Source organism: Pantoea sp. Ft-CA_14 (assembly GCF_024520875.1).
Classification (GTDB): Bacteria; Pseudomonadota; Gammaproteobacteria; order Enterobacterales; family Enterobacteriaceae; genus Pantoea; species Pantoea agglomerans.
In genome coordinates, this window is sequence record NZ_JALNPM010000006.1 from 139,826 (window position 1) to 165,135 (window position 25,310).

26 protein-coding genes and 1 riboswitch are annotated in these 25,310 nt (G+C 58.9%); of the genes, 11 read left to right on the forward strand and 15 right to left on the reverse strand.

Features of this window, described 5'->3' with window-relative positions; genetic code table 11:
* The first annotated feature begins 82 nt into the window (after positions 1–82).
* Positions 83–868 (forward strand): OBAP family protein, encoded by a 786-nt coding sequence (locus NR195_RS11525; RefSeq protein ID WP_256844537.1) that lies wholly within the window; start codon positions 83–85, stop codon positions 866–868.
* A 105-nt stretch (positions 869–973) separates the two neighbouring features.
* Here NR195_RS11525 and moaE read toward each other — a convergent pair whose 3' ends face one another.
* The 5 genes from moaE to moaA all read right to left on the reverse strand — a co-directional run bounded on the left by moaE (position 974) and on the right by moaA (position 3,670).
* The gene (gene moaE, locus NR195_RS11530) at positions 974–1,426 is read right to left on the reverse strand and encodes a molybdopterin synthase catalytic subunit MoaE (RefSeq protein ID WP_256844538.1); all 453 of its coding nucleotides are present in this window, start codon (positions 1,424–1,426) and stop codon (positions 974–976) included.
* Between the two features lies 1 nt (position 1,427).
* Complete coding sequence (gene moaD / locus NR195_RS11535; RefSeq protein ID WP_182504503.1) at positions 1,428–1,673, reverse strand: molybdopterin synthase sulfur carrier subunit; 246 nt, start codon at positions 1,671–1,673, stop codon at positions 1,428–1,430.
* Complete coding sequence (gene moaC, locus NR195_RS11540) at positions 1,666–2,151, reverse strand: cyclic pyranopterin monophosphate synthase MoaC (RefSeq protein ID WP_010260240.1); 486 nt, start codon at positions 2,149–2,151, stop codon at positions 1,666–1,668. Before moaC ends, moaD begins: the two co-directional genes overlap by 8 nt.
* A 2-nt stretch (positions 2,152–2,153) precedes the next feature.
* On the reverse strand, positions 2,154–2,669 hold the full coding sequence (gene moaB / locus NR195_RS11545; RefSeq protein WP_022626013.1) for a molybdenum cofactor biosynthesis protein B: 516 nt from the start codon (positions 2,667–2,669) through the stop codon (positions 2,154–2,156).
* A 14-nt stretch (positions 2,670–2,683) separates the two neighbouring features.
* Entirely contained in the window at positions 2,684–3,670 is a 987-nt protein-coding gene (gene moaA, locus NR195_RS11550) for a GTP 3',8-cyclase MoaA (RefSeq protein WP_022626014.1), read from the reverse strand.
* Positions 3,660–3,793, reverse strand: a riboswitch (molybdenum cofactor riboswitch). Its footprint overlaps the gene before it by 11 nt.
* A 204-nt stretch (positions 3,794–3,997) precedes the next feature.
* Between moaA and yvcK the strand changes: the two genes are divergently transcribed.
* Positions 3,998–4,921 (forward strand): uridine diphosphate-N-acetylglucosamine-binding protein YvcK, encoded by a 924-nt coding sequence (gene yvcK, locus NR195_RS11555; RefSeq protein ID WP_010260233.1) that lies wholly within the window; start codon positions 3,998–4,000, stop codon positions 4,919–4,921.
* On the opposite strand, the gene uvrB is transcribed toward yvcK, so the two are convergent.
* The gene (gene uvrB / locus NR195_RS11560) at positions 4,905–6,926 is read right to left on the reverse strand and encodes an excinuclease ABC subunit UvrB (protein WP_010260230.1); all 2,022 of its coding nucleotides are present in this window, start codon (positions 6,924–6,926) and stop codon (positions 4,905–4,907) included. The two genes, yvcK and uvrB, sit on opposite strands and share 17 nt — an antisense overlap.
* Positions 6,927–7,819: 893 nt before the next feature.
* Between uvrB and NR195_RS11565 the strand changes: the two genes are divergently transcribed.
* The gene (locus tag NR195_RS11565) at positions 7,820–8,542 is read left to right on the forward strand and encodes an ABC transporter ATP-binding protein (RefSeq protein ID WP_010260222.1); all 723 of its coding nucleotides are present in this window, start codon (positions 7,820–7,822) and stop codon (positions 8,540–8,542) included.
* Between the two features lie 146 nt (positions 8,543–8,688).
* Here the strand turns inward: NR195_RS11565 and bioD are convergent, their stop codons facing one another.
* Genes bioD through bioB form a run of 4 tightly spaced genes read right to left on the reverse strand, consistent with a single transcriptional unit; the run spans position 8,689 to position 12,278 of the window.
* Positions 8,689–9,360 (reverse strand): dethiobiotin synthase, encoded by a 672-nt coding sequence (gene bioD / locus NR195_RS11570; RefSeq protein WP_010260220.1) that lies wholly within the window; start codon positions 9,358–9,360, stop codon positions 8,689–8,691.
* Entirely contained in the window at positions 9,357–10,112 is a 756-nt protein-coding gene (gene bioC / locus NR195_RS11575) for a malonyl-ACP O-methyltransferase BioC (RefSeq protein ID WP_031593835.1), read from the reverse strand. Before bioC ends, bioD begins: the two co-directional genes overlap by 4 nt.
* On the reverse strand, positions 10,096–11,247 hold the full coding sequence (gene bioF, locus NR195_RS11580) for an 8-amino-7-oxononanoate synthase (RefSeq protein ID WP_033766721.1): 1,152 nt from the start codon (positions 11,245–11,247) through the stop codon (positions 10,096–10,098). Before bioF ends, bioC begins: the two co-directional genes overlap by 17 nt.
* Positions 11,247–12,278 carry a biotin synthase BioB gene (bioB, locus tag NR195_RS11585; protein WP_010260213.1) on the reverse strand — a complete coding sequence of 344 codons (1,032 nt, stop codon included), beginning with the start codon at positions 12,276–12,278 and terminating at the stop codon, positions 11,247–11,249. Before bioB ends, bioF begins: the two co-directional genes overlap by 1 nt.
* Positions 12,279–12,363: 85 nt before the next feature.
* Here bioB and bioA point away from each other — a divergent pair, with 85 nt between their 5' ends.
* Together bioA and NR195_RS11595 are read left to right on the forward strand one after the other, a co-directional pair.
* On the forward strand, positions 12,364–13,668 hold the full coding sequence (gene bioA / locus NR195_RS11590) for an adenosylmethionine--8-amino-7-oxononanoate transaminase (RefSeq protein WP_187510927.1): 1,305 nt from the start codon (positions 12,364–12,366) through the stop codon (positions 13,666–13,668).
* A 75-nt stretch (positions 13,669–13,743) separates the two neighbouring features.
* Complete coding sequence (locus NR195_RS11595; protein WP_013357177.1) at positions 13,744–14,220, forward strand: kinase inhibitor; 477 nt, start codon at positions 13,744–13,746, stop codon at positions 14,218–14,220.
* Positions 14,221–14,563: 343 nt separating this feature from the next.
* Here the strand turns inward: NR195_RS11595 and pgl are convergent, their stop codons facing one another.
* Entirely contained in the window at positions 14,564–15,565 is a 1,002-nt protein-coding gene (pgl, locus tag NR195_RS11600; RefSeq protein ID WP_010669667.1) for a 6-phosphogluconolactonase, read from the reverse strand.
* Between the two features lie 155 nt (positions 15,566–15,720).
* Between pgl and NR195_RS11605 the strand changes: the two genes are divergently transcribed.
* Positions 15,721–16,539 carry a pyridoxal phosphatase gene (locus NR195_RS11605; protein WP_256844539.1) on the forward strand — a complete coding sequence of 273 codons (819 nt, stop codon included), beginning with the start codon at positions 15,721–15,723 and terminating at the stop codon, positions 16,537–16,539.
* Here NR195_RS11605 and modC read toward each other — a convergent pair whose 3' ends face one another.
* The 4 genes from modC to NR195_RS11625 form a co-directional block, all read right to left on the reverse strand.
* The gene (modC, locus tag NR195_RS11610) at positions 16,540–17,598 is read right to left on the reverse strand and encodes a molybdenum ABC transporter ATP-binding protein ModC (protein ID WP_033785481.1); all 1,059 of its coding nucleotides are present in this window, start codon (positions 17,596–17,598) and stop codon (positions 16,540–16,542) included.
* Positions 17,598–18,287 carry a molybdate ABC transporter permease subunit gene (gene modB / locus NR195_RS11615; protein WP_010669664.1) on the reverse strand — a complete coding sequence of 230 codons (690 nt, stop codon included), beginning with the start codon at positions 18,285–18,287 and terminating at the stop codon, positions 17,598–17,600. The genes modC and modB overlap by 1 nt, the downstream gene beginning before the upstream one ends.
* On the reverse strand, positions 18,284–19,057 hold the full coding sequence (modA, locus tag NR195_RS11620) for a molybdate ABC transporter substrate-binding protein (protein WP_031293050.1): 774 nt from the start codon (positions 19,055–19,057) through the stop codon (positions 18,284–18,286). Before modA ends, modB begins: the two co-directional genes overlap by 4 nt.
* 144 nt (positions 19,058–19,201) lie before the next feature.
* Positions 19,202–19,357 (reverse strand): AcrZ family multidrug efflux pump-associated protein, encoded by a 156-nt coding sequence (locus NR195_RS11625; RefSeq protein ID WP_010260183.1) that lies wholly within the window; start codon positions 19,355–19,357, stop codon positions 19,202–19,204.
* A gap of 136 nt (positions 19,358–19,493) precedes the next feature.
* On the opposite strand from NR195_RS11625, the gene modE reads away from it, so the two are divergent.
* From modE to galM, 5 genes are all read left to right on the forward strand, one after another.
* On the forward strand, positions 19,494–20,276 hold the full coding sequence (gene modE / locus NR195_RS11630; RefSeq protein ID WP_010260181.1) for a molybdenum-dependent transcriptional regulator: 783 nt from the start codon (positions 19,494–19,496) through the stop codon (positions 20,274–20,276).
* Between the two features lie 69 nt (positions 20,277–20,345).
* Positions 20,346–21,818, forward strand: a complete 1,473-nt coding sequence (gene modF, locus NR195_RS11635; RefSeq protein WP_256844540.1) for a molybdate ABC transporter ATP-binding protein ModF — start codon at positions 20,346–20,348, stop codon at positions 21,816–21,818.
* A 237-nt stretch (positions 21,819–22,055) separates the two neighbouring features.
* Positions 22,056–23,102 carry a galactose-1-phosphate uridylyltransferase gene (gene galT, locus NR195_RS11640; RefSeq protein WP_089414463.1) on the forward strand — a complete coding sequence of 349 codons (1,047 nt, stop codon included), beginning with the start codon at positions 22,056–22,058 and terminating at the stop codon, positions 23,100–23,102.
* A complete protein-coding gene (galK, locus tag NR195_RS11645; protein ID WP_256844541.1) occupies positions 23,099–24,247 on the forward strand; it encodes a galactokinase in 1,149 nt (382 codons plus the stop codon). Before galT ends, galK begins: the two co-directional genes overlap by 4 nt.
* On the forward strand, positions 24,241–25,275 hold the full coding sequence (galM, locus tag NR195_RS11650) for a galactose-1-epimerase (protein WP_111533524.1): 1,035 nt from the start codon (positions 24,241–24,243) through the stop codon (positions 25,273–25,275). Before galK ends, galM begins: the two co-directional genes overlap by 7 nt.
* Positions 25,276–25,310 lie beyond the last annotated feature (35 nt).

Genomic DNA, 25,310 nt, shown 5'->3' on the forward strand with positions numbered 1-25,310 from the left:
CTCTACTCTACCATTGCCAGAGTTTCACAGGCAGGCGAGAACTGAACTAAGGTTATCTTTTTTACCGTTAAAGGAACTTACGATGTTTAAACTCTGGCCTGTTGCGGCGTTCAGCCTGTTATTAACCGGCTGCGGCGCCAATAATACGCCTGCCCAGGTAAAATCTCCGGGTGCCCCCACCTCCTCCTCGCTTAAGGTGCTGGAGACCGGCGCCAGCGTGATGCAGTCACGTCCACCCATCGACGCCATCAACACCTATCTCGACGGATTCCATTTTTATAACGGCGATAAGAACGGTCAGATGGAGGCGCACCACTATGTCACCGTGCTGAACGACGATGTGATGCAGGCGGTGATTTACGACGGCAATACGCGTGATGCACGGCTGATGGGCGTGGAGTACATTATCAGCGAACGGCTGTTTAACACCCTGCCGCCCGAAGAGAAGAAGCTCTGGCACAGCCATCAGTATGAGGTGAAATCGGGCACGCTGATTGCACCAGGCTTACCGGAAGCCGCCGACCACGCCCTGATGAAGCGCATTGTGAAAACCTACGGGAAAACCTGGCACACCTGGCACACCGATCGCGACAAAACGCTGCCGATAGGCATTCCGGCGCTGATGATGGGCTTTACGGAGGATGGTCAGATGGACTCGCGACTGCTGGCGGACCGCGATCGTCGTTTTGACGTCGACAGCAAAAAGATCCGCGCCCAGCGTGCGGATATCGTGGCGCATCCTGCCGCAGCAGGTGCCAATGCCTGGCAACAGGGCCAGGTCATTCAGCTGAAGCGCACCGCCGGCGGCGGCGAACACAGCCACGGTCAGAACGGTTTTGGTCCGGCTGAGCAGCTAAAGCAGCCTTAATCCCGCCCTAAGCGTCGTGATGTCCGGGGATGCGGGCAGCGGCGTGTCTGCGGTTAACGGCTCAGCGGGCGCAGACACTTCTGCCCGCTAAGCCGTTAATGCAGCTTAGCCCCAGCGCTGAGCCGCCTGGTGGTCGCTATCGCGGGCATCCACCCAGCGATCGCCCTGCTCTGTCGCTTCGCGCTTCCAGAACGGCGCGCGGGTTTTCAGGTAATCCATGATGAACTCTGCAGCGGAAAAGGCGCTGCCACGATGGGCACTGGTCACGCCCACCAGCACGATTTCATCGCCGGGAAACAGTTCGCCCACGCGATGGATCACCGTGACGCGCTGAAGCGGCCAGCGTTCGCGCGCCGCATCAACAATCTCCTGCAGCGCTTTTTCGGTCATGCCGGGATAGTGCTCCAGCGTCAGTGCCGCGACGTCGTTGCCCAGATTGTGGTTACGGACTTTGCCGGTAAAGGTCACTACCGCACCATCTTCATCACAGGCCGCCAGCCAGCGATAGGCTTCCGCCATATCAAAGGGCGCGGGGCCGACGCGAATCTGCGTTTCCATCTTAGCCTCCGGTCACGGGCGGGAAAAAGGCCACTTCATCACCGGTGTGCAGCGGGTGACTCATCGGCACCAGCGTCTGATTCACTGCCGCCAGCAGTTTACCTGGCTCAAGCGCCAGCGCCCAGCGGTCATCGCGCTCTGCAAGCGCACTGCGCAGCGCGGCCACATCCGGATAATCAGCACCGACCTCAAGCGTTGAAGTGCCGGTCAGCTCACGGACCTGGGCGAAAAACAGCACCTTAATCATGCGCGACCGCCTGGAAATCGCCGCTTTTGCCACCGCTCTTGCTGATTAAGCGCAGCTGATCGATAACGATATCTTTCTGCACCGCTTTGCACATGTCATAGATGGTGAGCGCGGCAACCGATGCGGCCGTCAGCGCTTCCATCTCCACGCCGGTTTTGCCGGTCAGGCGACAGAGCGTCGTGATGCGGACCCGGCTGTGGTCAGGTTCAGCCTCCAGGTTCACTTCCACTTTGCTCAGCATCAGTGGATGACAGAGCGGAATCAGTTCCCAGGTGCGTTTCGCCGCCTGAATGCCGGCGATGCGCGCGGTGGCAAAGACATCCCCTTTGTGGTGGCTGCCTTCGATAATCATCTGCAGCGTTTCCGGCTGCATCAGCACCAGCACTTCTGCCCGCGCTTCGCGCACGGTTTCCGCCTTGGCGGAGACATCCACCATGTGCGCTTCGCCCGCGGCGTTAATGTGTGTGAGTTGAGACATACTTACCGTTTCTTGAGATGTGAGACAAAATTACAGGGCGCGGTGCGCGCATCAAGCTGGTCAGCGATAATGCGTTCCCAGGCGGTGCGGCAGGCGCTGGTGGAACCCGGCACGGCCAGGATCAGCGTCTGATTAGCCAGACCGGCAATCGCGCGCGACTGCAATGTCGAACCGCCAATCTCTTCATAGGAGATCATCCGGAACAGTTCGCCAAATCCATCAATCTCGCGGTCGAACAGCGGCAGCAGCGCTTCCGGCGTGCTGTTTTTCAGGTTAAAGCCGGTTCCGCCATTAATAATCACGACCTGAACATCTTCACTGGCGATCCAGCGCGATACGGTGGCGCGAATACGATAGAGATTATCCGGCACGATGGCGTGATCGACCACCTCATGCCCCGCTTCGGCTGCGGCTTCGCGCAGATAGTCGCCGGAGGTATCGTCACTGGCATCGCGACGATCTGACACGGTCATCACCGCAATCTGCACTGCCTGAAATTCGCTGGCTGGTTTACCCATACTGCCTCCTGAAATTAGCCGCCAATGTAAGAGAGATTCTGTGTGATGCCGGTGTTGCCCTGATGCAGAAAGTGCGTCTGCTTTTTCTGCCCCAGACTGCTGGCAATACGCGCCTGCAGTTCGGCCTGCTGGTCGTCTGACGCCAGGAGATCGCGCAGCGGCACACCGCCGTCACCAAACAGGCATAGATGCAGATTACCGTGCGCCGAAACGCGCAGACGGTTGCAGCTGGCACAGAAATCTTTGGCATAAGGCATGATCAGACCAATCTCGCCGACATAATCGGGATGGTAAAAGACCTGCGCCGGGCCGTCGCTGCGTCCGCTCTCCCGACGCTGCCAGCCCTGGGCGATCAGCTGATCGCGGATGACCATGCCGGAAACGTGCTGATCGCGGAACAGCGTGCCGCCGTCGCCGGTCTCCATCAGTTCGATAAAGCGCAGCTGAATCGGACGGGTGCGGATCCAGTCGAGGAACGTAGCCAGATTACGGCTGTTGAGATCGCGCATCAGCACGCTGTTGACTTTGACCTGGCGAAAACCGGCGTCGAGGGCAGCATCAATACCGCTCATGACCTGATGGAATTTATCCTGACCGGTAATGGCGTGAAACTGACGGGCATCCAGGCTGTCGACGCTGACGTTGAGTGCGGTTAACCCCGCGTCACGCCACTGTTTCACGTCACGTGCCAGCCGGTAGCCATTGGTGGTTACCGCGATCTGGCGAATGGAGGCGTTTTCGCGCACCGCCGCAATGATGTCGGTGAAATCGCGGCGCAGCGATGGCTCACCGCCGGTCAGCCGCACTTTTTCCGTTCCGGCAGCGGCAAAGGCCCGCGTGACGCGGCGGATTTCATCCAGCGAGAGAAAGCTTTTGTTACGAATTCCCTGCGGCTTGTAGCCGTCAGGAAGACAGTAGGTACAGCGGAAATTACAGACATCCGTGACCGACAGGCGCAGGTAATAGAACTTACGCGCGTATGCATCAGTAAATTGTGACACCAGAACACCTTTCCAGATTGGGAGATGCAGTCATTTCTTCCTGCACCCTGGCAGCTCGATGGCTACGGCCTGAACCCCCTATCCGCAGACGTAGGCATTCAGGCTTGAGTGTACGCTGACCCGTTGATCAGCGCGGTAAGCATGATGGTAGCGTGATTTTCGTCACTCTTCCATTTGCTGTTTTCGCTATATATTCTTATACATATCGAATTTTCACCGCATTTTCGCGACAGGATACGTTAAAATGCGATCCAGATTTTGACGTAAGTCATCCGCGCGGGCTTAGCGATTAGAGCCACGCCACGCGAAGGGATATTAAGGAGAAGTATGAATCGCACACTGGCCGATCTTGATCGCGTTGTGGCACTGGGAGGCGGACACGGTTTAGGCCGCGTCATGTCTGCCCTTTCCCCGCTGGGCTCGCGTCTCACCGGCATCGTCACCACCACCGACAACGGCGGATCAACCGGCCGTATTCGTCGCTCAGAAGGCGGCATCGCCTGGGGCGATATGCGTAACTGCCTTAACCAGCTGATTGCAGAACCCAGCGTCGCCTCGGCGATGTTTGAGTACCGTTTTGCCGGTAATGGCGAACTGGCCGGACACAACCTGGGTAATCTGATGCTGCGGGCGCTGGATCATCTCAGCGTTCGTCCGCTGGAAGCGATCAACATTATCCGTAACCTGCTGAAGGTCGACGCCTTTTTAATCCCGATGTCGGAGCAGCCGGTGGATTTGGTGGCGATGGATGTTGAAGGCAACATGGTTTATGGCGAAACCGCAATTGACGAGATGAAGCAGCCGCCGCAGGAGCTGATGCTGCATCCCAACGTCCAGCCAACGCGGGAAGCGCTGCAGGCGGTTGGTGAAGCGGATCTGATCCTGATTGGACCCGGCAGCTTTTACACCAGCCTGATGCCGATTCTGCTGATGGAAGAGATGGCGCAGGCCTTGCGTCGCACGCCTGCCACTATGGTGTTTATCGGCAATCTGGGCCGCGAGCTGAGTCCTGCCGCCGCCAGTCTCTCAGTGGCTGACAAGCTGCAGATGATGGAGCGTTATATCGGCAAGCGGGTGATTGATGCGCTGGTCGTCAGCCCGGCGGTGGACACCCGTGGCATTGAAAACCGGCTGATTGTCCGTGAACCGCTGGAGGCCGCCGATATCCAATATCGTCACGACCGCCAGCTGTTACGGGTGGCGCTGGAACACGCCATTCAGGGCTTTAACGGCGCTACGAGGCCGCAATAAACAGCGTTCGCAGTTCATGCAGCTGATCGCGCACGTTGGCCGCCTGTTCGAACTCCAGGTTCTGCGCATGCTGCTGCATCTGCCCTTCCAGCTCGTGGATCTTCTTCTGCAAAGCCTGCGGCGTTAACAGCTGGAAATCGGCCAGCGCCTGGGCTTCGCCAGGACGAGCGGGTTTCGCTTTGCCGCGGGTTTTCACCACGTTTTTGCCCAGTTCCAGAATATCGGTGATCTTCTTATTCAGGCCCTGCGGCACGATGCCGTTCTCTTCGTTGTGCAACTGCTGTTTCTCACGGCGGCGCTCGGTCTCTTCAATGGCGCGCGCCATCGACGGCGTGATTTTATCGCCGTAGAGAATCGCCTTACCGTTGATGTTACGCGCCGCACGGCCAATGGTCTGAATCAGCGAGCGTTCGGAGCGCAGGAAGCCCTCTTTATCCGCATCGAGAATCGCCACCAGCGACACTTCCGGCATATCCAGCCCCTCACGCAGTAAGTTAATGCCCACCAGCACATCAAACTCGCCCAGACGTAAGTCGCGGATAATCTCCATACGCTCTACCGTGTCGATATCGGAGTGCAGATAACGCACCTTCTCACCATGCTCAGACAGATATTCGGTGAGGTCTTCCGCCATGCGTTTGGTCAGCACCGTCACCAGTACACGTTCGTTGATCGCCACGCGCTGACGGATTTCTGACAGCAGATCGTCAACCTGGGTACCGACCGGACGCACTTCGATGATCGGATCCAGCAGACCGGTAGGACGCACCACCTGATCGATCACTTCGTCGCCCGACTTTTCCAGCTCATATTTGCCCGGCGTCGCCGAAACATAGATGGTCTGCGGGGCCAGCGCCTCAAACTCTTCAAACTTCATCGGACGGTTATCTAGCGCCGACGGCAGGCGGAAGCCATACTCCACCAGCGTCTCTTTACGCGCCCGGTCGCCTTTATACATGCCGCCAATCTGCGGAATGGTCACGTGCGACTCATCCACCACCAGCAGGCCGTCGGCGGGCAGATAGTCAAACAGCGTCGGCGGCGCTTCGCCCGGTCCGCGTGCGGAGAGGTAGCGTGAGTAGTTCTCGATGCCGGAGCAGTAGCCCAGCTCACTCATCATCTCCAGGTCAAACTGGGTACGCTGGGTAATGCGTTGCTCTTCCAGCAGCTTATTGTTCTCCAGCAGCACCCGGCGGCGGTCCGCCAGCTCAACTTTGATATCTTCCATCGCCTGCAGAATACGCTCACGCGGCGTGACGTAATGCGTCTTGGGGTAGATGGTAAAGCGCGGCACGACCGAATCGATCTGGCCGGTCAGCGGGTCAAACAGCGACAGACGCTCAACCTCTTCGTCAAACAGCTCGACGCGCAGTGCAATATCGTCCGACTCCGCCGGGAAGATATCGATCACTTCGCCGCGCACCCGGAAGGTGCCGCGCTGGAAAGCCTGGTCGTTGCGGGTGTACTGCAGCTCTGACAGACGGCGCAGAATACTGCGCTGATCGATAATCATGCCGCGGGTCAGGTGGAGCATCATTTTCAGATAGAGATCGGGATCGCCCAGACCGTAGATAGCCGAAACCGACGCCACCACAATGACATCGCGCCGTTCCAGCAGCGCCTTGGTGGCCGACAGACGCATCTGTTCGATATGTTCGTTCACCGACGCATCCTTTTCGATAAAGGTGTCGGAGCTCGGCACATAGGCTTCAGGCTGATAGTAGTCGTAGTAAGAGACGAAAAACTCGACGGCGTTATCCGGGAAAAACTCTTTCATCTCGCCATAGAGCTGGGCGGCCAGCGTCTTGTTGGGTGCCAGCACCATGGTCGGACGGTTGAGGTCGGCAATCACGTTGGCGACGGTAAACGTTTTACCGGAGCCGGTTACGCCTAATAAGGTCTGATGGGCCAGTCCATCCTCCAGCCCCTCTTCCAGGCGACGTATCGCCTCAGGCTGGTCGCCCGAAGGTTTAAAGGCGGAGTTCAATTTAAAGGCTTTGCTCATGAATGCAGTTCCTGCTGGAGAAGTCGGCGGGCAGGCACTTATTTTACTCTGCTATGGTGATTTTGCCAGAAAATAATACTGGATATAAAAACAGTATTGGTGCAATGTTAACGCCAGCAGGATGGCACCTGATGTCCCTGCAGGCTGGCAGCATTATCGCTCAGCGTGTTGCGCAATGTTATCCCCAGGCAGGGATCTGATTTAACATTTGTCAATAGAGTGTCACAAAATTACAGTACGGTTACCTGACAGATAATTCTCAGGCTTGTTTTTTGATAAGCAACTGATTTTACTGAAATAAGGCTATGAGGCCAGATTCTCGTCATTATGTTACCAGGCCGCGTATTTCCTCGCTTCCAACTGGTTTTCATTACCTAATGCACAAGGTTATCCACAGGAATGGTGGATAAGTGATGGCAGCCCCGACGCCATCAGCTGTGTATAATTTTTCCCTGCCTTCTCACTACCGTGAAAATAATTTTTTTTGCGTTAAATTTCGCGTCGCCTGCTGACGGATTATTCTGCAATTTTAATCTGTCACCGGGCGCCGTACGCAAATTTGCACGCCTCATACTAAGATTCTTAATCGGACTTCCTGCCACGTTTCAGTACGTCTGCACCAGAAACAGCGCTCCAGGGCACTGCAAAAGTGCAGGTGCGTGGTCACCGTGGGGAATTGATAAGTTTTTCTCACCTTTCTTCCCTGACACGCGGCGCTCCGGCAGGAAACAGGGCCGTTTTTAGATCTGGCCTGGGAATTGCAGGAGTCAGTAGCGTCACCGCGCGGAACGCGCACTGTGCTGCAATGGCGAGGCTGCCATTGCTGATGACTTGTTTGCCAGACGACAGAGCGCGGAAGCAATCAGGCTAACGATCGGGAAGGAGAGTGTCAGATGCTGAGTTTACGTTCGGTAAATCAATTTTACGGTCAAAACCATATTCTGTGGGATGTGGACCTGGATCTGTCGCCTGGCACCTGCACCGGCATTCTGGGCCGTCCTGGCATGGGTAAAACCACGCTGGTGAACTGCATCATGGGCAGATTGCCGATTAACAGCGGCTCTATCTCCTGGAAAGAGGATGGCTCGCCGCCGGAAGATCTGCTGCTGCAACCGGCTGAACAGCGGGCGCAGATGGGGATTGGCTATGTGCCGCAGGGCCGGCATATTTTTACCCAGATGAGCGTGGAAGATAATCTGCTGATTGCCCTGCTGGCGGGTGCCAGCCAGCGCGACCGCCATCGCGCCATTCCCGAAATGGTGTTCGACCTCTTCCCGGCGCTCTACTCTCTGCGCCAGCAGCGCAGCGGCGATCTGCCGATCGATCAGCAGCAACAGCTGGCCCTGGCACGCGCGCTGGTGCTGCAGCCCAAACTGCTGATTCTGGATGAGCCGACCGACGGGATGTCGCCGTGGCTGGAAGAGGAGATGGGCAATCTGATCCGTCGGCTTAACCTCGACTACGGGCTGACCATCCTGCTGCTGGAGCAGCGCCTGTCGCTGATCCGTCGCGTGGCGGACTATTTCCTGCTGCTGCACCGCGGCCGCAATGTGGCGCAGGGCAGCATGGAACAGCTCGATGACCACACCGTCGATAAATGGCTGACGGTAGCCTGACACTCAGCGCCTGCCCCACTAGGCGTAAGTGTTGCAGGCAGGCTGGAGTCGGAGCGCGAGGAACTACCAGAGCGTGTGCACAGCGCGCAAGGATGGAGAGCACTGCCCGGATTCAGCACAACAAATAAAATAGCCAGGCCACGCGGTTACTCCGGCAGCGTCAGGTAGTGACCACAGGACGCCTGCTGCGCCGCATCGGTGAGAAACGGGATGGTGCCCAGACAGGGCGCAGGTAACCTGTTTTTCAGGCTGGTGAGATACTCCTGATAGCGTTTACCCGGGGGTTCGACGGTGTTGGCGATCCAGCCCACCAGCGGCAGGCCGCTTGCCCGCACCGCGTCAGCGGTGAGCATGGCGTGATTGATGCAGCCGAGCTTAATCCCCACCACCAGAATCACGGGCAGCTTTTCGCTGACCACCCAGTCCGCATAAGTGTGCGTCTCCGACAATGGGGTGTACCAGCCGCCCGCGCCCTCTACCAGAATCCAGTCAGCCAGCGGTTGCAGCGCCGCCAGACCCGCCGACAGCGCCAGATGGGTAATCGGCCTGCCCTCTTCGGCGCTGACGATGTGCGGCGATGTCGGCTCAAGAAACGCCAGTGGATTGACCTGCTGATAGGTTAACGGCACGCTGCTGTAGCGCTGCAGCGCCAGCGCATCGCTGTTACGGATGCCCTCTGGCGTCATCTCACAGCCTGAGGCAACCGGCTTATAGCCCGCACAGCGATAGCCCGCTGCGGCTGCCGCCTGTAGCAGCCCGCCGCTGGCCACGGTTTTACCGACCTCGGTGTCGGTGCCAGTGATAAACAGGCGTTTCATGATGCACTTACTCCATAGATTAAATGGTAACTCAGGCGATAGCCGTGCCGATCGCGCGGCCAGTGCGCCTCTAACTGGTTGAGCCGTTGTCGGGTTAATACCTGCCCGTCACGCCCCTGGTGCAGATGGGTCGCACCAATCCCCTTCAGTGAGCGCATGGCGCTGAGCGCATCGGGAAAATGCAGGGTCACTACCTCTGAGGTACAGCGCAGGTGCTCTGCGTGGCAGGCCGCCGCAATCTGCGGCTCGCTGAGAAAGCGATTGGCGTGAGGCAGCGCATCCAGATGGGACCAGGCTTCATGAACCTCCTGCAGCGAACCGTCGCCCAGAGTGGAAAACAGCAGCGTGCCATCGGGCCGCAGCACCCGCCGGAACTGACTCAGCGCGCCGGGCAGATCCTCGCTCCACTGCACCGCCAGGTTGCTCCACACCAGGTCAATCGTGTTATCCGCCAGCGGCAGCGCGTCGATATCACCGGCCAGATAGTGCTGCGCCGCGTCATTGTCCCGCGCCTGTTGCAGCATCTGCGGAGAGAGATCCAGTGCCGTTACCTGTTTGCCACGTTCGCGCCACAGTCTGCTGTACCAGCCGGTGCCGCAACCGGCATCCAGCAGCTGCAGACCGCTCTGTGCGGGCGCCAGTGCCAGCAGGGCATCGCCGCTGAGGCGTTGCAGCGCCGCATGGGCATCGTAATGGCTGGCCGCCCGGCCAAAGGCGCGTGCCACCGCCTGCTTGTCAACCCGCAGCGTCATGCAGCGCCTCCAGTAACCGGTCAATATCCTCGGGGCGATGAGCCGCGGTCAGGGTGATGCGCAGCCGGGCCGTCCCCGGCGGCACGGTCGGTGGCCGGATCGCGCTGACCCAGCAGCCCGCTTCAGCCAGCCGCTGAGAGAGCGCCATCGCATCACCATTTTCACCCACCAGCAGCGGCTGAATCGCGCTGCCGGAGTCCATCAGTTGCCACGGCAGCGAGGCCGCACCGCGCCGGAAATGCCCGATGTTCTGCTGCAGTTGCTGGCGCAGGGCATCGCCCTGCTGAACTTCACGCAGCGCCGCCTGCAGCGCGCTCGCCTGCGCCGCGGGCATCGCGGTGGAGTAGATCAGATGTCGGCTGAACTGCAGGAAATAGTCGGCGGTGGCTGCGTCGCACAGCAGCGCGGCACCGCTGACGCCAAAGGCTTTGCCAAAGGTGACCACCAGCAGTTCCGGTTTAACGTCCTGCTGCCAGCAGCTGCCGCGCCCCTGCTCACCCACCACGCCGATGCCGTGCGCATCATCCACCAGCAGCCAGCCCTCTGCCTGGCGCGTCTGTTGCGCCAGGGCGGCCAGCGGCGCACTGTCGCCATCCATGCTGAAAATACCTTCCGTCACCACCAGCGTTTCGCCCTCGCAGGGAGAGGCGAGCCGGGCTGCCAGGCTCTCCGGCGCGTTGTGATGGAAACGTCGTAGCTGTGCCGGACTATGGCTGGCGGCGTCGAGCAGCGAGGCGTGGCTGAGTTTATCGGCCAGGATGCGATCGTTTTTCTCGCCCAGCAGATGAATGACCGCCTGATTGGCCGCAAAGCCAGAGATAAACAGCAGCGCACGGTCGTAGCCGAGCCAGTCGGCCAGCTGCGCCTCAAGATCGGCGTGCTGACGGTGATAACCGGTGACATGCCCCGAGGCACCCGCACCTGCGCCCGCCTGCGCCGCGCCCTGTTGCCAGCCCGCAATCACCGCCGGATGCTGGGTTAAGCCGAGATAATCATTGCTGGAGAAGTGGAGATAGCTGCGGCCGCCGCTGTGCAGCGTGCGGGTGGATTGCTGATCGATCACCCGTCGCTGCCGCCAGCCATCGGCCGCCCGGCGCTGCGTCAGCGCCTGACGGATACGTTGCTGCCAGCCCATTACAGCGCCGCGTTGTAGAACTGTTCAGTGTCGGCATGGAATAGCTGCTCGCTGAGTTGCTGCTCCTGCTGCTGATCGCCGTGCTGAGTGTGAGTATGCTCCGGGTTAAGACCCAGTTTGCGGAACAGCACGCGGTCTTTGTCCTCTTCCGGATTCGGCGTGGTCAGCAGTTTGCAGCCGTAGAAAATCGAGTTCGCCCCGGCCATAAAGCACATCGCCTGGGTCTGCTCGCTCATCTGCTCACGGCCCGCTGAGAGGCGCACATGCGAGGTCGGCATCATGATGCGCGCCACCGCGATGGTGCGGATAAAATCGAACGGTTCCACATCATCGTTATCCGCCAACGGCGTGCCTTTGACCTTCACCAGCATATTGATCGGTACACTCTCCGGCGGCGTTGGCAGGTTGGCTAACTGCACCAGCAGACCGGCGCGGTCGTTAACGGTTTCGCCCAGGCCGACAATGCCACCCGAACAGACCTTAATGCCGGCGTCGCGCACTTTGCCCAGCGTATCCAGACGTTCCTGATAGCTGCGGGTGGTGATGATGGAGCCGTAGAATTCCGGTGAGGTGTCGAGGTTATGGTTGTAGAAATCGAGACCCGCGCCCGCCAGTCGCTGCGCCTGGTGCTCGCTGAGCGTGCCCAGCGTCATGCAGGTTTCCATTCCCATCGCCTTCACGCCTTCAACCATCTTCTCCAGATAGGGCATATCGCGCTCGTGCGGGTTTTTCCACGCGGCACCCATGCAGAAACGGGTTGAACCGGCGGCTTTGGCCTGACGCGCTGAGGTCAGCACCTCTTCCACTTCCATCAGCCGCTCCGACTCCAGGCCGGTCTTGTAGCGCGCGCTCTGCGGGCAGTATTTACAATCTTCCGGACAGGCACCGGTTTTAATCGACAGTAGGGTACTGACCTGCACCTGGCGCGGATCGAAGTGCTGCCGATGCACCTGCTGCGCTTTAAACATCAGTTCAAGAAAAGGTTGATCAAACAGCGCTTGCGCCTGTGCAATTGTCCAGCGTTGAGCCATTACTTACTCCAAAAAGGGTGTCATCCCGACGAAAAGCAGGGTTATACTTGTAAACTATATTTTTTTATTTTGGTTTACAACTCCGATGACTATCCCCGTTTTCTCCTCAGACGATGCCCGCTTTGACCGCCAGCATATCTGGCATCCCTACACCTCGATGCAGGATCCGCTGCCCTGCTACCCGGTGGTCGCCGCACAGGGTTTTCAGCTGAAACTGGCCGATGGCCGTGAGCTGGTGGATGGGATGTCCTCGTGGTGGGCGGCGATCCACGGTTACAACCATCCGCGCCTGAATCGGGCGCTGACAGAGCAGGTCACCCAGATGTCGCACGTGATGTTTGGCGGCATTACCCATCCGGCGGCGGTGGCGCTCTGCCGTCAGCTGGTGGCGATGACGCCTGAGGCGCTGGAGTGCGTCTTCCTGGCCGATTCAGGCTCGGTGGCGGTGGAAGTGTCGATGAAGATGGCGCTGCAGTACTGGCTGGGGCGTGGCGAGACGCGTCAGCAGTTCCTGACGCTGAAACGCGGCTATCACGGCGATACCTTTGCAGCGATGTCGGTGTGCGACCCCGAGAACTCGATGCACAGCCTGTGGCGCGGCTATCTGCCCGAGCATCACTTTGCGGCGGCCCCTGCCTGCGGCTTTGATGATGAATGGCACCAGCCTGATTTCGATGATTTCGCCAGGCTGATAGAACAGCATCACCGGCAACTGGCAGCCGTCATTCTGGAGCCGATTGTGCAGGGTGCGGGCGGCATGCGTTTCTACCATCCGCGCTATCTGCAGCAGGTACGGGAAGCCTGTGATCGCTATGGCGTGCTTTTGATTGCGGATGAGATCGCCACCGGCTTTGGCCGTACCGGCAAACTCTTTGCCTGCGAGCATGCGGGCATTACCCCGGATATTCTCTGCGTCGGCAAAGCGCTGACCGGTGGCATGATGACGCTGGCGGCGACCCTGACCAGCCGCGAGGTCGCGGACACCATCAGCCGCAGCGCGGCGGGCTGCTTTATGCATGGCCCGACCTTTATGGGCAATCCGCTGGCCTGCGCGGTCGCGGCGGAGAGCCTGACCATGCTGGCGGAAGGTCACTGGCAGCGCCAGGTGGCGGCGATCGAACAGCAGTTACGGGCTGAGCTGCTGCCGCTGCGCAGTTCACCGCAGGTGGCCGATGTGCGCGTGCTGGGCGCGATTGGCGTAGTGGAAACCCATCAGGCGGTTAATATGGCGGCGCTGCAGCAGTTCTTTGTTGAACAGGGCGTCTGGATCCGGCCTTTTGGCCGGCTGATCTACCTGATGCCACCCTACATCATCACGCCGCAGGCGCTGAGCAGGCTGGTGCAGGCGATTGGCGGCGCGCTGGAGCATTCTCAACATTTTGCCGCCTGAAGCGGGCTGACCGCTGGCACTGACGGCACTTTTGGTTATGATGACAGGCTATTCATCGACAATTAAGGAGATGTGATGCGCGTTTTTAGTCAGGATTTTAATGACGGCGAGAAGATGCCTGAAAAACATGTTTTCAACGGCATGGGTTATCAGGGCGAGAACATCTCTCCCCATCTTGCCTGGGAAGCGGCACCAGAGGGTACCAAAAGTTTTGTGGTGACCTGCTACGATCCTGATGCCCCGACCGGTTCCGGCTGGTGGCACTGGGTGGTGGCGAATATTCCGGCCAGCACGACGTCACTGCCGCAGGGTGCCGGTTCCGGCAAAGCGTCACTGCCAGCAGGCGCAATCCAGACCCGTACCGATTTCGGTCAGGCGGGTTACGGTGGCGCGGCGCCGCCACAGGGCGAAACCCATCGCTACATTTTCACCGTGCATGCGCTGGATGTGGAGACGATTGAAGTAGATGAAGGCGCCAGTGGCGCAATGGTCGGCTTTAATGTGCATTTCCACGCACTGGCGAGCGCCTCGCTGACCGTGAATTATCAGTAATTCAGCACGCCAGACTACTGGCAAACCCAAGGCTGGGTGACCTGGCAGCAACGTATTAGCTCAAAACGCAGGGAACGGCGTCAGAAGAGGAAAGCGTCCCACGCCCAGGGACAAAAACGCCGGGAGCGTTTTTGAACAACGCAAAGCGTTGGCCCGGCTACGGGCGCACCTCAGGGATGAGGTGCGTAATCGCGTGGGCCGAGCGTGCCATGGATGGCGGTTTTTGCGTCTTTCCGATCTGACGCCATTCCCTGTGTCTGCTCGATCTCACAGCTGGGCTGCGGCAGACTTCGTCAACTATCTCATACCTCTCCCTGACAGGAGAGGCGTTTTTCGTAGCGGGTTACGCCTGTAACTGATGAATCACAACCCACATCGGGCCCTGCCCCACCGCATAACGTCCCAGCGGCTTTAGCAGCCCTTTCGGTTCGGTAATCGCATAAACTTCGATGTGATGAGATTTCTGTCCCGCCGCTACCAGATAGCGTCCGCTGTGATCGATATTAAATCCGCGCGGCTGCGTTTCCGTCGGCTGGAACCCTTCCAGTGTCAGCTCATCGCCCAGGTCGCTGACGCTGAAGACTGCCAGCGTGCTGCTGGTGCGATCGCAGGCATAGAGGAAACGGCCATCCGGCGTCAGATGAATATCGGCTGCCCAGCGCGTACCGCTGAAGTCAGGCGGCATCATATCCAGCGTCTGAACGCTTTCTGCTTCGCCTTCGCCCGTATTTAATGCCCACACCTCAACCGTGCTGTCGAGCTCATTCACGCAGTAAGCATACTGGCCGCCCGGATGGAACTGCATATGACGCGGGCCAGCGCCTTCTACCGTCGTGACCTGCGTCTGTTTACGCGGCGTCAGCTGACCATCTTCGCCCAGCGTAAACAGACAGATACGATCCTGCTTCAGAGCCGGCACGTAGAGCGTCTTGTTGTCATTATCGATGTTGGCCGAGTGACAACCATCCAGTCCGCTGATCACCTGCAGCGGGGCCTGCGGAATGCCGTCATCGCCAATCGGGCTGACGCTGACGCAGGCATCATTGTAGGAGCCGCAGAACAGGAATCTGCCCTGGCGATCGGTGGAAATGTGAGTCGGACTGCCGGGCAACGGCGCCTGACCCGCTTCGGTCAGCGTGCCATCGGCGGCAATGCGAAACGCCAGCACGCGGAAATTGGGACGCACACCGACATAGAGAAAATCGCGGTTCGGACTCACCACCATCGGCTGAACCTGGCCGGCGACATCGGTCACCTGAAGCAACGTCAGCCCGCCCTCATCATTCATCTGCCAGACGTGGATCTGCTGGCTCTCGGGACTGGCGGTGTAGACAACTTGTTTCATGCATTCTCCTTTTTTGCTGCCTGATCATGATCTGTGAATCACTGTAGCCTGTTTTATTGCCCTGCGCTGGGATCATTTGTGCCCTGTTTTTTGTCTCCGGACCGTGGTGAGGTGTAGACTTCAGCCCCTGCAAACCAGGAAAAACGAGAGGATTAATGAGCTACCGTGTAATTGCCCTCGACCTCGACGGCACGCTGCTGACCCCAGCCAAAACGATTCTGCCGCAGTCAATCGAAGCGCTAAATCAGGCACGCCAGGCGGGCGTTCATGTCGCTATCGTGACCGGACGCCATCACTGCGCTATCCACCCTTTTTATCAGGCGTTACAGCTGGATACACCCGCAATCTGCTGTAATGGCACCTATTTGTATGATTACCAGGCGAAAAAGGTGCTGGCGTCCGATCCCCTCGACCCGCAGCTGGCGTTGCAGGTGATTGAGATGCTGAATCAGCAACAAATTCACGGGTTGCTCTACGTGGATGATGCGATGCTCTATCAGACCCTGACCGGCCACGTGATGCGCACCCTGAAGTGGGCCGAATCGCTGCCGGCCCACCAGCGTCCACTGTTCCGCCAGGTGCCCGACCTGGCCCAGGCGGCACGCGACGCCGGTTCGATCTGGAAGTTTGCCCTGTCGCACAACAACATCCCGGAACTGCAGCAGTTCGCCACCAGGGTGGAAGCGGAACTGGGGCTGGCCTGCGAATGGTCGTGGCACGATCAGGTCGATATCGCCAAAGGCGGCAACAGCAAAGGCAAACGACTGGCGCAGTGGGTTGAATCACTGGGGCTGAGTATGTCCGATGTGATCGCGTTCGGTGATAACTATAACGATCTCAGCATGCTGGAAACGGCCGGACTGGGCGTGGCGATGGGTAATGCCGATGAGGCGATCAAAGCGCGGGCGAAAATGGTGATCGGCACCAACCTTGAAACCGGTATTGCCGATACCCTCTATCAGTACGTGTTGTAATCAGGGCGTCACCGAGACGCTTTTGATCTGGGCATAAAGCCACTGATCCGGCCGGATGCCCAGCTCATCCCGCGCCCACGGCGTAATGCGCGCCCAGAGTTCGCTGATGCCGATGCGCAGCTTCACCTCAACCTGGTCCCCGACCTCCAGCAATTCCACCACCTGTGCCGGTAAAATGTTGCGGATGGAGCTGTGTTGCGGCGGTTGCAGCGCCAGCGAGACATCGGCCGAGGCAATGCGAATACGCAGCGGGGTTTTAACCGGCTGATTCACCCGGCTGACCCAGATGTGCTGATCGCCCAGCGACAGCGCGGTCATCGGATAGTCGGGATGCTGTTCCAGCACCTGCACCCGCAGCACGCTGGTCAGTTCACTCACCGGCAGCCAGGGCCGCATCGCGCTGCTGCTCCAGACCCGCTCCAGCGGACCAAAGGCTTTGACCTTGCCCGCATCCAGCACCAGCACGTTATCAGCCAGCTGCAGGATCTCCTCCAGACTGTGCGAAACGTAGAGCATCGGAATATCAACCTGCTTCGCCAGCTTTTGCAGATAGGGCATCAGTTCACGTTTGCGTGGCAGATCCAGAGACGCCAGCGGCTCATCCAGCAGCAGCATATCCGGTGCGGTCAGCAGCGCACGGCCAATCGCGACCCGCTGCTTTTCCCCGCCCGACAGCGACAGCGGAAAGCGCGGCAGCAGCGCCTCCAGACCCAGCAGAGAGACCAGACTGTCGAACTGCGCTTTCATCTTAGGTGCCATACCATATTGCAGGTTGCCACGGACCCGATAGTGCGGGAACAGCCGCGCATCCTGGAACACATAACCGATACGCCGTTTTTCCGGCGGCAGCGCAATCTTCTGCTCCGCATCAAACAGCAGACGATCGTGCAGCTGGATCCGTCCTCTCTGCGGCTGAGTCAGCCCGCTGATCGCGTTGATCAGGGAGGTTTTTCCGGCGCCTGACACGCCGAAAATAGCGGTGATCCCTTTGGCCGGGATCTGCAGGTCGACCTCCAGCACGTGATCGCCCTGCTGCTGCATAATGTTGAGTGATAGCATCAGTTTCCCATCCGCTTACGGCCTGCACGTGCCAGCCATTCCGACGCCAGCAGTGACGCCAGGGCCAGCACGATCGCGATGACGCAGAGCCGTGCCGCCGCCCCTTCCGCACCCGGTGTCTCTATCAGGGTAAACATCGCCAGCGGCAGCGTGCGCGTCTCGCCGGGAATATTGGAAACAAAGGTGATGGTGGCGCCGAACTCGCCCAGCGATCGGGCAAACGCCAGCACCGTTCCAACGATGACGCCCGGCAACGTCAGCGGGAGTGTAATGGTGAAAAAGACCCGCCAGCGTCCGGCGCCCAGCGTGCGCGCCGCCTGCTCCAGCCGGCAATCCACCGCCTCCAGCGCCAGCCGGATGGCGCGCACCATCAACGGAAAGGCGATCACGGCAGAGGCCAGTGCGGCACCGCGCCAGCTGAAAGCAAAGCTGAAGCCGAACCAGTCATAAAGCTTTTCGCCTATGATGCCGCGCCGCCCAAGGCTAATCAGCAGCAGATAACCCACCACCACCGGCGGCAGCACCAGCGGCAGGTGGATCAGGCTGTCGAGCAGCGCTTTACCAGGAAAACGGCAGCGCACCAGAATCCAGGCCATCAGGATGCCAAACGGCAGACTGCCAATCACGGCTATGCCAGAGACTTTAAGGCTAAGCAGTACCGCCTGCCATTCGGGATCGCTGAGTATCATTTCGTCGGTGTGAATCCGTAATGTTTAAAGATAGCCGCGGCCTGAGGCCCTTTCAGATAATCATAAAACGCTTTAACGGCAGCGTTGTCGTGATCGTTCACGATCGCCATCGGATATTCTACGGGTTTATGGCTGGTTGCCGGAAAATGCCCGACGACCTGCACTTTGTCGCTGGCGACCGCGTCGGACCCGTAGACAATGCCATAGGGCGTTTCATTACGCTCGACCAGCGCCAGTGCTGCCCGCACATTATTGGCTGGCGCTAACGAAGGCGCAACGCCTTCCCAGGCACCCAGCTTTTGCAGCGCCTCTTTGGCGTAGATGCCCGCAGGAACGTGGTCCGGATCGCCGACTGCCAGACGCTCACCGTGCAGCAAGGTTTTCCAGTCAGTCTGCGGGTCCAGCGTCACCGCTTTCGCGGCGGCACTGCGTGGCGCAATCAATACCAGATCGTTGCCCAGCAGGGTATAGCGGCTGCTGGTAATCACACTTTTTTTCGCCACCGCATCATCCATCCACTGCTGATCGGCAGAGATAAAGAGATCGGCAGGAGCACCCTGTTCAATCTGGCGCGCCAGCGTTGAAGAGGAGGCAAACGAAGAGACCACCGTCACCCCCTTTTCCTGCTTGTAACGGCTGGCAATATCCTGCATCGCGTTGGTCAGTGAAGCCGCGGCAAACACAGTGATGTTGTCGGCGGCCACAGCCTGCCCGGCCAGCGAAACGGTGATCAGGGCCGCGACGCCCCAGCGATAGTGTTTAAATGACATGATTTTCTCCGGCTATTCGTTGTGTAGCGGATAATATAGCGCAATGTCAGTGAGGTTCAGTAAATTATCGGCAGGGGGAACAAAAGGTTAAATCAGGAGAGATAAAAACGACCACGCCCGCGCAGATGGCGGGCGTGGCAGCAATTAATTGTGCGAACGGGCTGAGGATTTTTCGCGATGACCAATTTTAGAGATGACGTTAAACACTTCACCCAGGCCATAAATCATGCCCAGCATCAGCGCCATCACGACAGGCACCATCAGTATGGCAACGGCGAGGCTTTTAAGTAATTCCAGCATGGAGAGTCTCACTCTGCTAACAAAAAAGAGATTGTAACGGGTCAGCAAAATTTTGCGCAGCCCTTTTCGTGCTTTTACTTTGGTCACAAAACGCCGCTATCATCGGCCTTCGCCTTAACCCTTTGCCGGAGCTGTCATGGAAGCCGAACTGTCCCTTCATATCCGTTTACAACAGAAACTGTTTGCCGATCCGCGACGTATTGAGCTGCTGAAACGCGTACAGCAGACCGGGTCGATCAGTCAGGGGGCGAAGCTGGCCGGTATCAGCTACAAAAGTGCCTGGGATGCGATTAATGAGATGAACCAGATGGCGGATGAAACGCTGGTGGAGCGGGCCACCGGCGGTAAAGGCGGCGGTGGCGCAACGCTGACCCGCTACGGTGAACGCCTGATTCAGCTGTTCCAGCTGATGGAGCAGATCCAGCAGAAAGCCTTTGATGCGCTGCAGCAGGATACGTTACCGCTCGACAGTCTGCTGGCGGCCATCGCCCGTTTCTCTCTGCAGACCAGCGCCCGTAACCAGCTGTTTGGCACCGTTGTCAGTAACGATGCGCAGCAGGTGGTCCAGCATCTGCTGATTCAACTGGCCGATGGCGTCACGCTGCTTAATGTGGCGCTGACCCAGCGCAGCGCCGATCGCCTGCAACTGGCCGCGGGTAAAGAGGTGCTGGTGCTGATCAAGGCGCCGTGGATCCGCATCAGTCGTGACGCCGCACAGGATGACAATCAGCTGGCAGCGACGGTCAGTGCCATCGAACCCGGCGAGCAGATGAGTGAAGTGCTGATGAAGCTCGCCAGCGGCGAAACCCTGTGCGCGACCCTGAGCAACGATCAGCTGCAGCAACTCAGGCTGCAGCCCGGCGACGCCGTGATCGCCAGTTTCAATGCGGAACACGCCATCGTCGCCACCCTGCTCTAGCGGTTGATTTGACTTCATTACGGGCAATGGTTACAACTCAGTGACACGATGCAAAAAATGGAACAGATCATGGCTTCATTGCACATTTCGCAAGGCACGTTTCGTCTTAGCGATACCCGGATACTGAGCCTGAATCAGGTGGAACTGCAGCGCGGCGAAAGCTGGGCGTTTGTCGGAGCCAACGGCAGCGGCAAATCATCACTGGCGCGCGCACTCTCTGGAGAACTTCCGCCGCTGGCCGGTTCAGTCAGCAGCGATTTCAGACGGCCGGTCCGGCTGTCGCTGGAGCAGCTACAAATCCTGGTGGCGCAGGAGTGGCAGCGCAACAACACCGATATGCTCAGCGAAGGTGAAGAGGATACCGGGCTGACCGTGGCAGAGGTGATTCAGGCGGAGGTGCAGCAGCCCGAGCGCTGCGAGCAGCTGGCACAGCAGTTCGGCATCGAAGCGCTGCTTTCACGCCGCTTCAAATATCTCTCTACCGGCGAAACCCGCAAAACCCTGCTCTGTCAGGCATTGATGAACCAGCCCGATTTGCTGATTCTGGATGAGCCGTTTGACGGGCTGGATGTGGCGTCGCGCGCCAGCCTGACCGACACGCTGCGCGGCCTGCAGCAACCGACATTTACCCTGGTGCTGGTGCTCAATCGCTTTGACGATATTCCCGATTTCATTCAGCAGGTTGGCGTGCTGGCGGAGTGCACCCTCACCCACAGCGGGCCACGCCAGGCCATTTTAGCAGAAGCGCTGGTGGCGCAGCTGGCACACAGTGAACAGCTGATGGGAATGGCGTTACCTGAGGCGGATGCGCCGGATCAGCTGCCATCGCTGGCGGATGATGCGCCGCGCGTTATCCTGCGCAACGGCACCGTCTCATACAACGATCAGCCGGTAATTCAGGGGCTGAACTGGCAGGTCAACGCCGGCGAACACTGGCAGATTACTGGCCCGAACGGCGCAGGGAAATCGACCCTGCTCAGCCTGGTGACCGGCGATCATCCTCAGGGCTACAGCAATGATTTAACCCTGTTTGGCCGCCGTCGCGGCAGTGGTGAAACCATCTGGAATATCAAGCAGCATATTGGCTATGTCAGCAGCAGCCTGCATCTCGATTACCGCGTCAGCACCAATGTGCGCACGGTGATCCTGTCGGGCTTCTTCGACTCTATTGGTCTCTATCAGGCGGCTTCTGACCGGCAAAAAGCGCTGGCACAGCAGTGGCTGGCACTGCTGGGGATGGATAACGGACAGGCCGATGCGCCGTTCCACTCGCTCTCATGGGGACAGCAGCGGCTGGTGCTGATTGCCCGCGCGCTGGTTAAGCATCCGACGCTGCTGATACTGGATGAGCCACTACAGGGGCTCGACCCGATTAACCGCCAGCTGGTGCGGCGCTTTGTCGATGTGCTGATTGGCGAGGGACGGACTCAGCTGCTGTTTGTTTCGCATCACGCGGAAGATGCGCCCGCCTGCATTACACATCGCCTGAGCTTTATCGCCCATGACGGCGGCTATCACTATCAGCAGGAAACCCTGCACTAAGGCTCTTGTAACGCGTCACCCCACGCCGCTGCTGCGGCGTTTTAAAGCGCTCTTGTGTAAGCGCTACCATTCTACATCACCTTTCACGCCATATATCCGCACACAATGCCACGAAATAAGAATATTCAGCTTGTGTAAACGATACCATTTATCCAGACTTGATCACGCTTTCGGGCGCGCTGATGTGCTACTTTTTACCGATGCCTCTTTGGCTTTTGACGCTTACCAGGATCTAACATGGAAAAATTCAACCCGGTCGATCACCCGCATCGCCGTTACAATCCACTGATTGATCAATGGATTTTAGTTTCACCTCATCGGGCCAAACGTCCGTGGCAAGGCGCGCAGGAAACCCCGGCGGTCAATACGTTACCGGCGCACGATCCGGACTGCTTCCTGTGTGCCGGAAACACCCGCATCACCGGCGACAAAAACCCGGACTATGCGGGCACCTACGTCTTTACCAATGACTTTGCTGCGCTGATGACCGACACGCCAGACGCGCCTGAGAGCGACGATATCCTGATGCGTTGTGAAAGCGCTCGCGGCACCAGTCGGGTCATCTGCTTCTCGCCCGATCACAGCAAAACCCTGCCGGAGATGTCGCTGAACGCGCTGGAAGAGGTGGTGCGTACCTGGCAGGCAGAGACCGCCGATCTGGGTCAGCACTATCCCTGGGTGCAGGTGTTTGAGAACAAAGGCGCGGCGATGGGCTGCTCCAACCCGCATCCCCATGGTCAGATCTGGGCCAACAGCTTCCTGCCGAATGAAGCGCAGCGTGAAGATGATCATCAGCGCGACTATTTCGCTAAACATGGCTCGCCGATGCTGGTCGATTATCTGGCACGTGAACAGCAGGATGGCAGCCGCACCGTGGTGGAAACCGATCACTGGCTGGCGGTGGTGCCGTGGTGGGCCGCCTGGCCGTTTGAAACCCTGCTGCTGCCGAAAGCGCACGTCAAACGAATTACCGACCTCAATGAGGCGCAGCGTACTGACCTGGCGCTGGCGCTTAAGCTGCTGACCAGCCGCTACGACAACCTGTTCCAGTGCTCATTCCCCTACTCCATGGGCTGGCATGGCGCGCCGTTTAACGACGAAGCCAACGATCACTGGCAGTTGCATGCTCACTTCTATCCGCCGCTGCTGCGCTCAGCAACGGTGCGTAAATTTATGGTTGGCTATGAAATGCTGGCCGAAACCCAACGCGATTTAACGGCGGAACAGGCGGCGGAACGTCTGCGTTCTGTCAGCGACGTTCACTTCCGTGAGGCACAACAATGAGCTTAAAAACCATCACGCAGCAGCTTTTCTCTGACACCTTCGGTTACGCCGCTACGCATACCATTCAGGCACCGGGCCGCGTTAACCTGATTGGCGAGCATACCGACTATAACGACGGCTTCGTGCTGCCGTGCGCCATCGATTACCAGACGGTGATTGCCTGTGCCCGCCGTGACGATCGCCAGATTCGGGTGGTCGCTGCGGATTATGAAAATGCGCAGGACACATTCTCTCTCGATGAAGAGATCGTCAGCCTGCAGGAACCGATGTGGGCCAACTATGTGCGGGGCGTGGTGAAACATCTGCAGCAGCGACATGCCGATTTCGGCGGTATCGATATGGTGATCAGCGGCAACGTGCCTCAGGGCGCGGGCCTCAGCTCATCTGCGTCGCTGGAAGTGGCGGTCGGCACCGTGGTGCAGCAGCTCTATAATCTGCCGCTGGATGGCGCCGCCATTGCCGTGAATGGTCAGGAAGCGGAAAACCAGTTCGTCGGCTGTAACTGCGGCATCATGGACCAGCTGATCTCAGCGCTGGGCCGGAAAGATCACTCCATGCTGCTCGACTGCCGCACGCTGGGCACGCGTCCGGTGTCGATGCCGGAAGATATCGCGGTGGTGATCATCAACTCCAACTTCCGTCGTACTCTGGTCGGCAGCGAATACAACACGCGTCGTGAGCAGTGTGAAGCGGGCGCACGTTTCTTCAATAAGAAGGCGCTGCGTGACGTTGAACTGGCCGAGTTTGAAGCGGCGCAGGCGCAGCTCGACCCGCAGGTGGCAAAACGCGTGCGTCACGTCCTGACCGAGAACGCCCGCACCCTGGAAGCAGCCGATGCGCTGACGCAGGGCGACCTGACCCGTATGGGCCAGCTGATGGCCGAATCTCACGCCTCGATGCGTGACGACTTCGAGATCACCGTGCCACCGATCGATACCCTGGTAGAGATCGTGAAAGCGCAGATCGGTGAGCGCGGCGGCGTGCGTATGACCGGCGGCGGCTTTGGTGGCTGTATCGTCGCGCTGATGCCACTGGATCTGGTCGATCAGGTCAAAGCCGCCGTAGCGGAGCAGTATGAAGCAGCAACCGGCATCAAAGAGACCTTCTACGTCTGCAAAGCCTCTGAAGGAGCTGGCCAATGCTGAACGACGTCAACTCCCATGCGCCCGACGGTCAGCCGTGGCGCATAACGGTGCTGCGCAATGCCAACGGCATGCTGGCCACCTTTATGGACTGGGGCGCAACCTGGCTCTCCGCCCGCGTGCCGATGCAGGATGGCACGGTGCGTGAAGCGCTGCTCGGCTGCGCCACGCCCTCTGACTATCTGCATCAGGATGCCTATCTGGGCGCGACGGTCGGCCGCTACGCTAACCGCATCGCCGGGGCAAAACTGAATAAACTGAACCGCCAGCTGGTGCCGAACCAGGGCGCACATCAGCTGCATGGCGGACCGGAAGGCTTTGATAAGCGCCGCTGGCAGATTGTCAGCCAGTCTGACAGCGAGGTGCACTACCGCATTGATTCGCCTGATGGCGATCAGGGCTATCCCGGCAATCTGATTGCCGATCTGCGCTATCAGCTGGATGACCAGAACTGCCTGAGCATTAGCTATGAAGCGCGCTGCGATCAGCCCTGCCCGGTCAATCTGACTAACCACGCCTACTTTAACCTTGATGCGCATCATGGCGACGCCCGCCAGCATCGCTTACAACTGCACGCCGACCATTATCTGCCGGTCGACAGCGAAGGCATCCCGAATGCGCCGCTGAAAGAAGTTGTCGGAACCAGTTTTGATTTCCGCGAGGCCAAAGTCGTGGCACAGGAGTTTCTGGCAGACGACGACCAGCGAGCGGTGAAGGGCTATGACCATGCGTTTCTGCTCAACAGCGCAGGCGACGACACTCAGCCTGCGGCAGAACTCTGGTCGGAAGATGGCAGACTGCAGCTCAGCGTGACCACTTCGGCACCGGCGTTGCAGTTCTACTCCGGCAACTACCTGGCGGGCACCCGTGCCCGTGAGCAGGCGAGCTATACTGCTTTTCAGGGTATTGCGCTGGAGAGCGAATTTTTACCGGATTCGCCTAATCATGCTGAATGGCCTCAGCCTGATTGCTGGCTGCAGCCGGGAGATCGCTGGGAATCCGTGACGCGTTATCGCTTCACGCCACGCTGAGCCTCCGGCTGAAAAACGCGCAGTGCGTCACACAC

What these genes read in the sequence shown, in the direction of transcription:
- NR195_RS11525 (WP_256844537.1), top strand. Translation starts at nt 83, where the DNA reads ATGTTTAAACTCTGGCCTGTTGCGGCGTTCAGCCTGTTATTAACCGGC.
- moaE (WP_256844538.1), bottom strand. Translation starts at nt 1,426, where the DNA reads ATGGAAACGCAGATTCGCGTCGGCCCCGCGCCCTTTGATATGGCGGAA.
- moaD (WP_182504503.1), bottom strand. Translation starts at nt 1,673, where the DNA reads ATGATTAAGGTGCTGTTTTTCGCCCAGGTCCGTGAGCTGACCGGCACT.
- moaC (WP_010260240.1), bottom strand. Translation starts at nt 2,151, where the DNA reads ATGTCTCAACTCACACACATTAACGCCGCGGGCGAAGCGCACATGGTG.
- moaB (WP_022626013.1), bottom strand. Translation starts at nt 2,669, where the DNA reads ATGGGTAAACCAGCCAGCGAATTTCAGGCAGTGCAGATTGCGGTGATG.
- yvcK (WP_010260233.1), top strand. Translation starts at nt 3,998, where the DNA reads ATGAATCGCACACTGGCCGATCTTGATCGCGTTGTGGCACTGGGAGGC.
- uvrB (WP_010260230.1), bottom strand. Translation starts at nt 6,926, where the DNA reads ATGAGCAAAGCCTTTAAATTGAACTCCGCCTTTAAACCTTCGGGCGAC.
- NR195_RS11565 (WP_010260222.1), top strand. Translation starts at nt 7,820, where the DNA reads ATGCTGAGTTTACGTTCGGTAAATCAATTTTACGGTCAAAACCATATT.
- bioD (WP_010260220.1), bottom strand. Translation starts at nt 9,360, where the DNA reads ATGAAACGCCTGTTTATCACTGGCACCGACACCGAGGTCGGTAAAACC.
- bioC (WP_031593835.1), bottom strand. Translation starts at nt 10,112, where the DNA reads ATGACGCTGCGGGTTGACAAGCAGGCGGTGGCACGCGCCTTTGGCCGG.
- bioF (WP_033766721.1), bottom strand. Translation starts at nt 11,247, where the DNA reads ATGGGCTGGCAGCAACGTATCCGTCAGGCGCTGACGCAGCGCCGGGCG.
- bioB (WP_010260213.1), bottom strand. Translation starts at nt 12,278, where the DNA reads ATGGCTCAACGCTGGACAATTGCACAGGCGCAAGCGCTGTTTGATCAA.
- bioA (WP_187510927.1), top strand. Translation starts at nt 12,364, where the DNA reads ATGACTATCCCCGTTTTCTCCTCAGACGATGCCCGCTTTGACCGCCAG.
- NR195_RS11595 (WP_013357177.1), top strand. Translation starts at nt 13,744, where the DNA reads ATGCGCGTTTTTAGTCAGGATTTTAATGACGGCGAGAAGATGCCTGAA.
- pgl (WP_010669667.1), bottom strand. Translation starts at nt 15,565, where the DNA reads ATGAAACAAGTTGTCTACACCGCCAGTCCCGAGAGCCAGCAGATCCAC.
- NR195_RS11605 (WP_256844539.1), top strand. Translation starts at nt 15,721, where the DNA reads ATGAGCTACCGTGTAATTGCCCTCGACCTCGACGGCACGCTGCTGACC.
- modC (WP_033785481.1), bottom strand. Translation starts at nt 17,598, where the DNA reads ATGCTATCACTCAACATTATGCAGCAGCAGGGCGATCACGTGCTGGAG.
- modB (WP_010669664.1), bottom strand. Translation starts at nt 18,287, where the DNA reads ATGATACTCAGCGATCCCGAATGGCAGGCGGTACTGCTTAGCCTTAAA.
- modA (WP_031293050.1), bottom strand. Translation starts at nt 19,057, where the DNA reads ATGTCATTTAAACACTATCGCTGGGGCGTCGCGGCCCTGATCACCGTT.
- NR195_RS11625 (WP_010260183.1), bottom strand. Translation starts at nt 19,357, where the DNA reads ATGCTGGAATTACTTAAAAGCCTCGCCGTTGCCATACTGATGGTGCCT.
- modE (WP_010260181.1), top strand. Translation starts at nt 19,494, where the DNA reads ATGGAAGCCGAACTGTCCCTTCATATCCGTTTACAACAGAAACTGTTT.
- modF (WP_256844540.1), top strand. Translation starts at nt 20,346, where the DNA reads ATGGCTTCATTGCACATTTCGCAAGGCACGTTTCGTCTTAGCGATACC.
- galT (WP_089414463.1), top strand. Translation starts at nt 22,056, where the DNA reads ATGGAAAAATTCAACCCGGTCGATCACCCGCATCGCCGTTACAATCCA.
- galK (WP_256844541.1), top strand. Translation starts at nt 23,099, where the DNA reads ATGAGCTTAAAAACCATCACGCAGCAGCTTTTCTCTGACACCTTCGGT.
- galM (WP_111533524.1), top strand. Translation starts at nt 24,241, where the DNA reads ATGCTGAACGACGTCAACTCCCATGCGCCCGACGGTCAGCCGTGGCGC.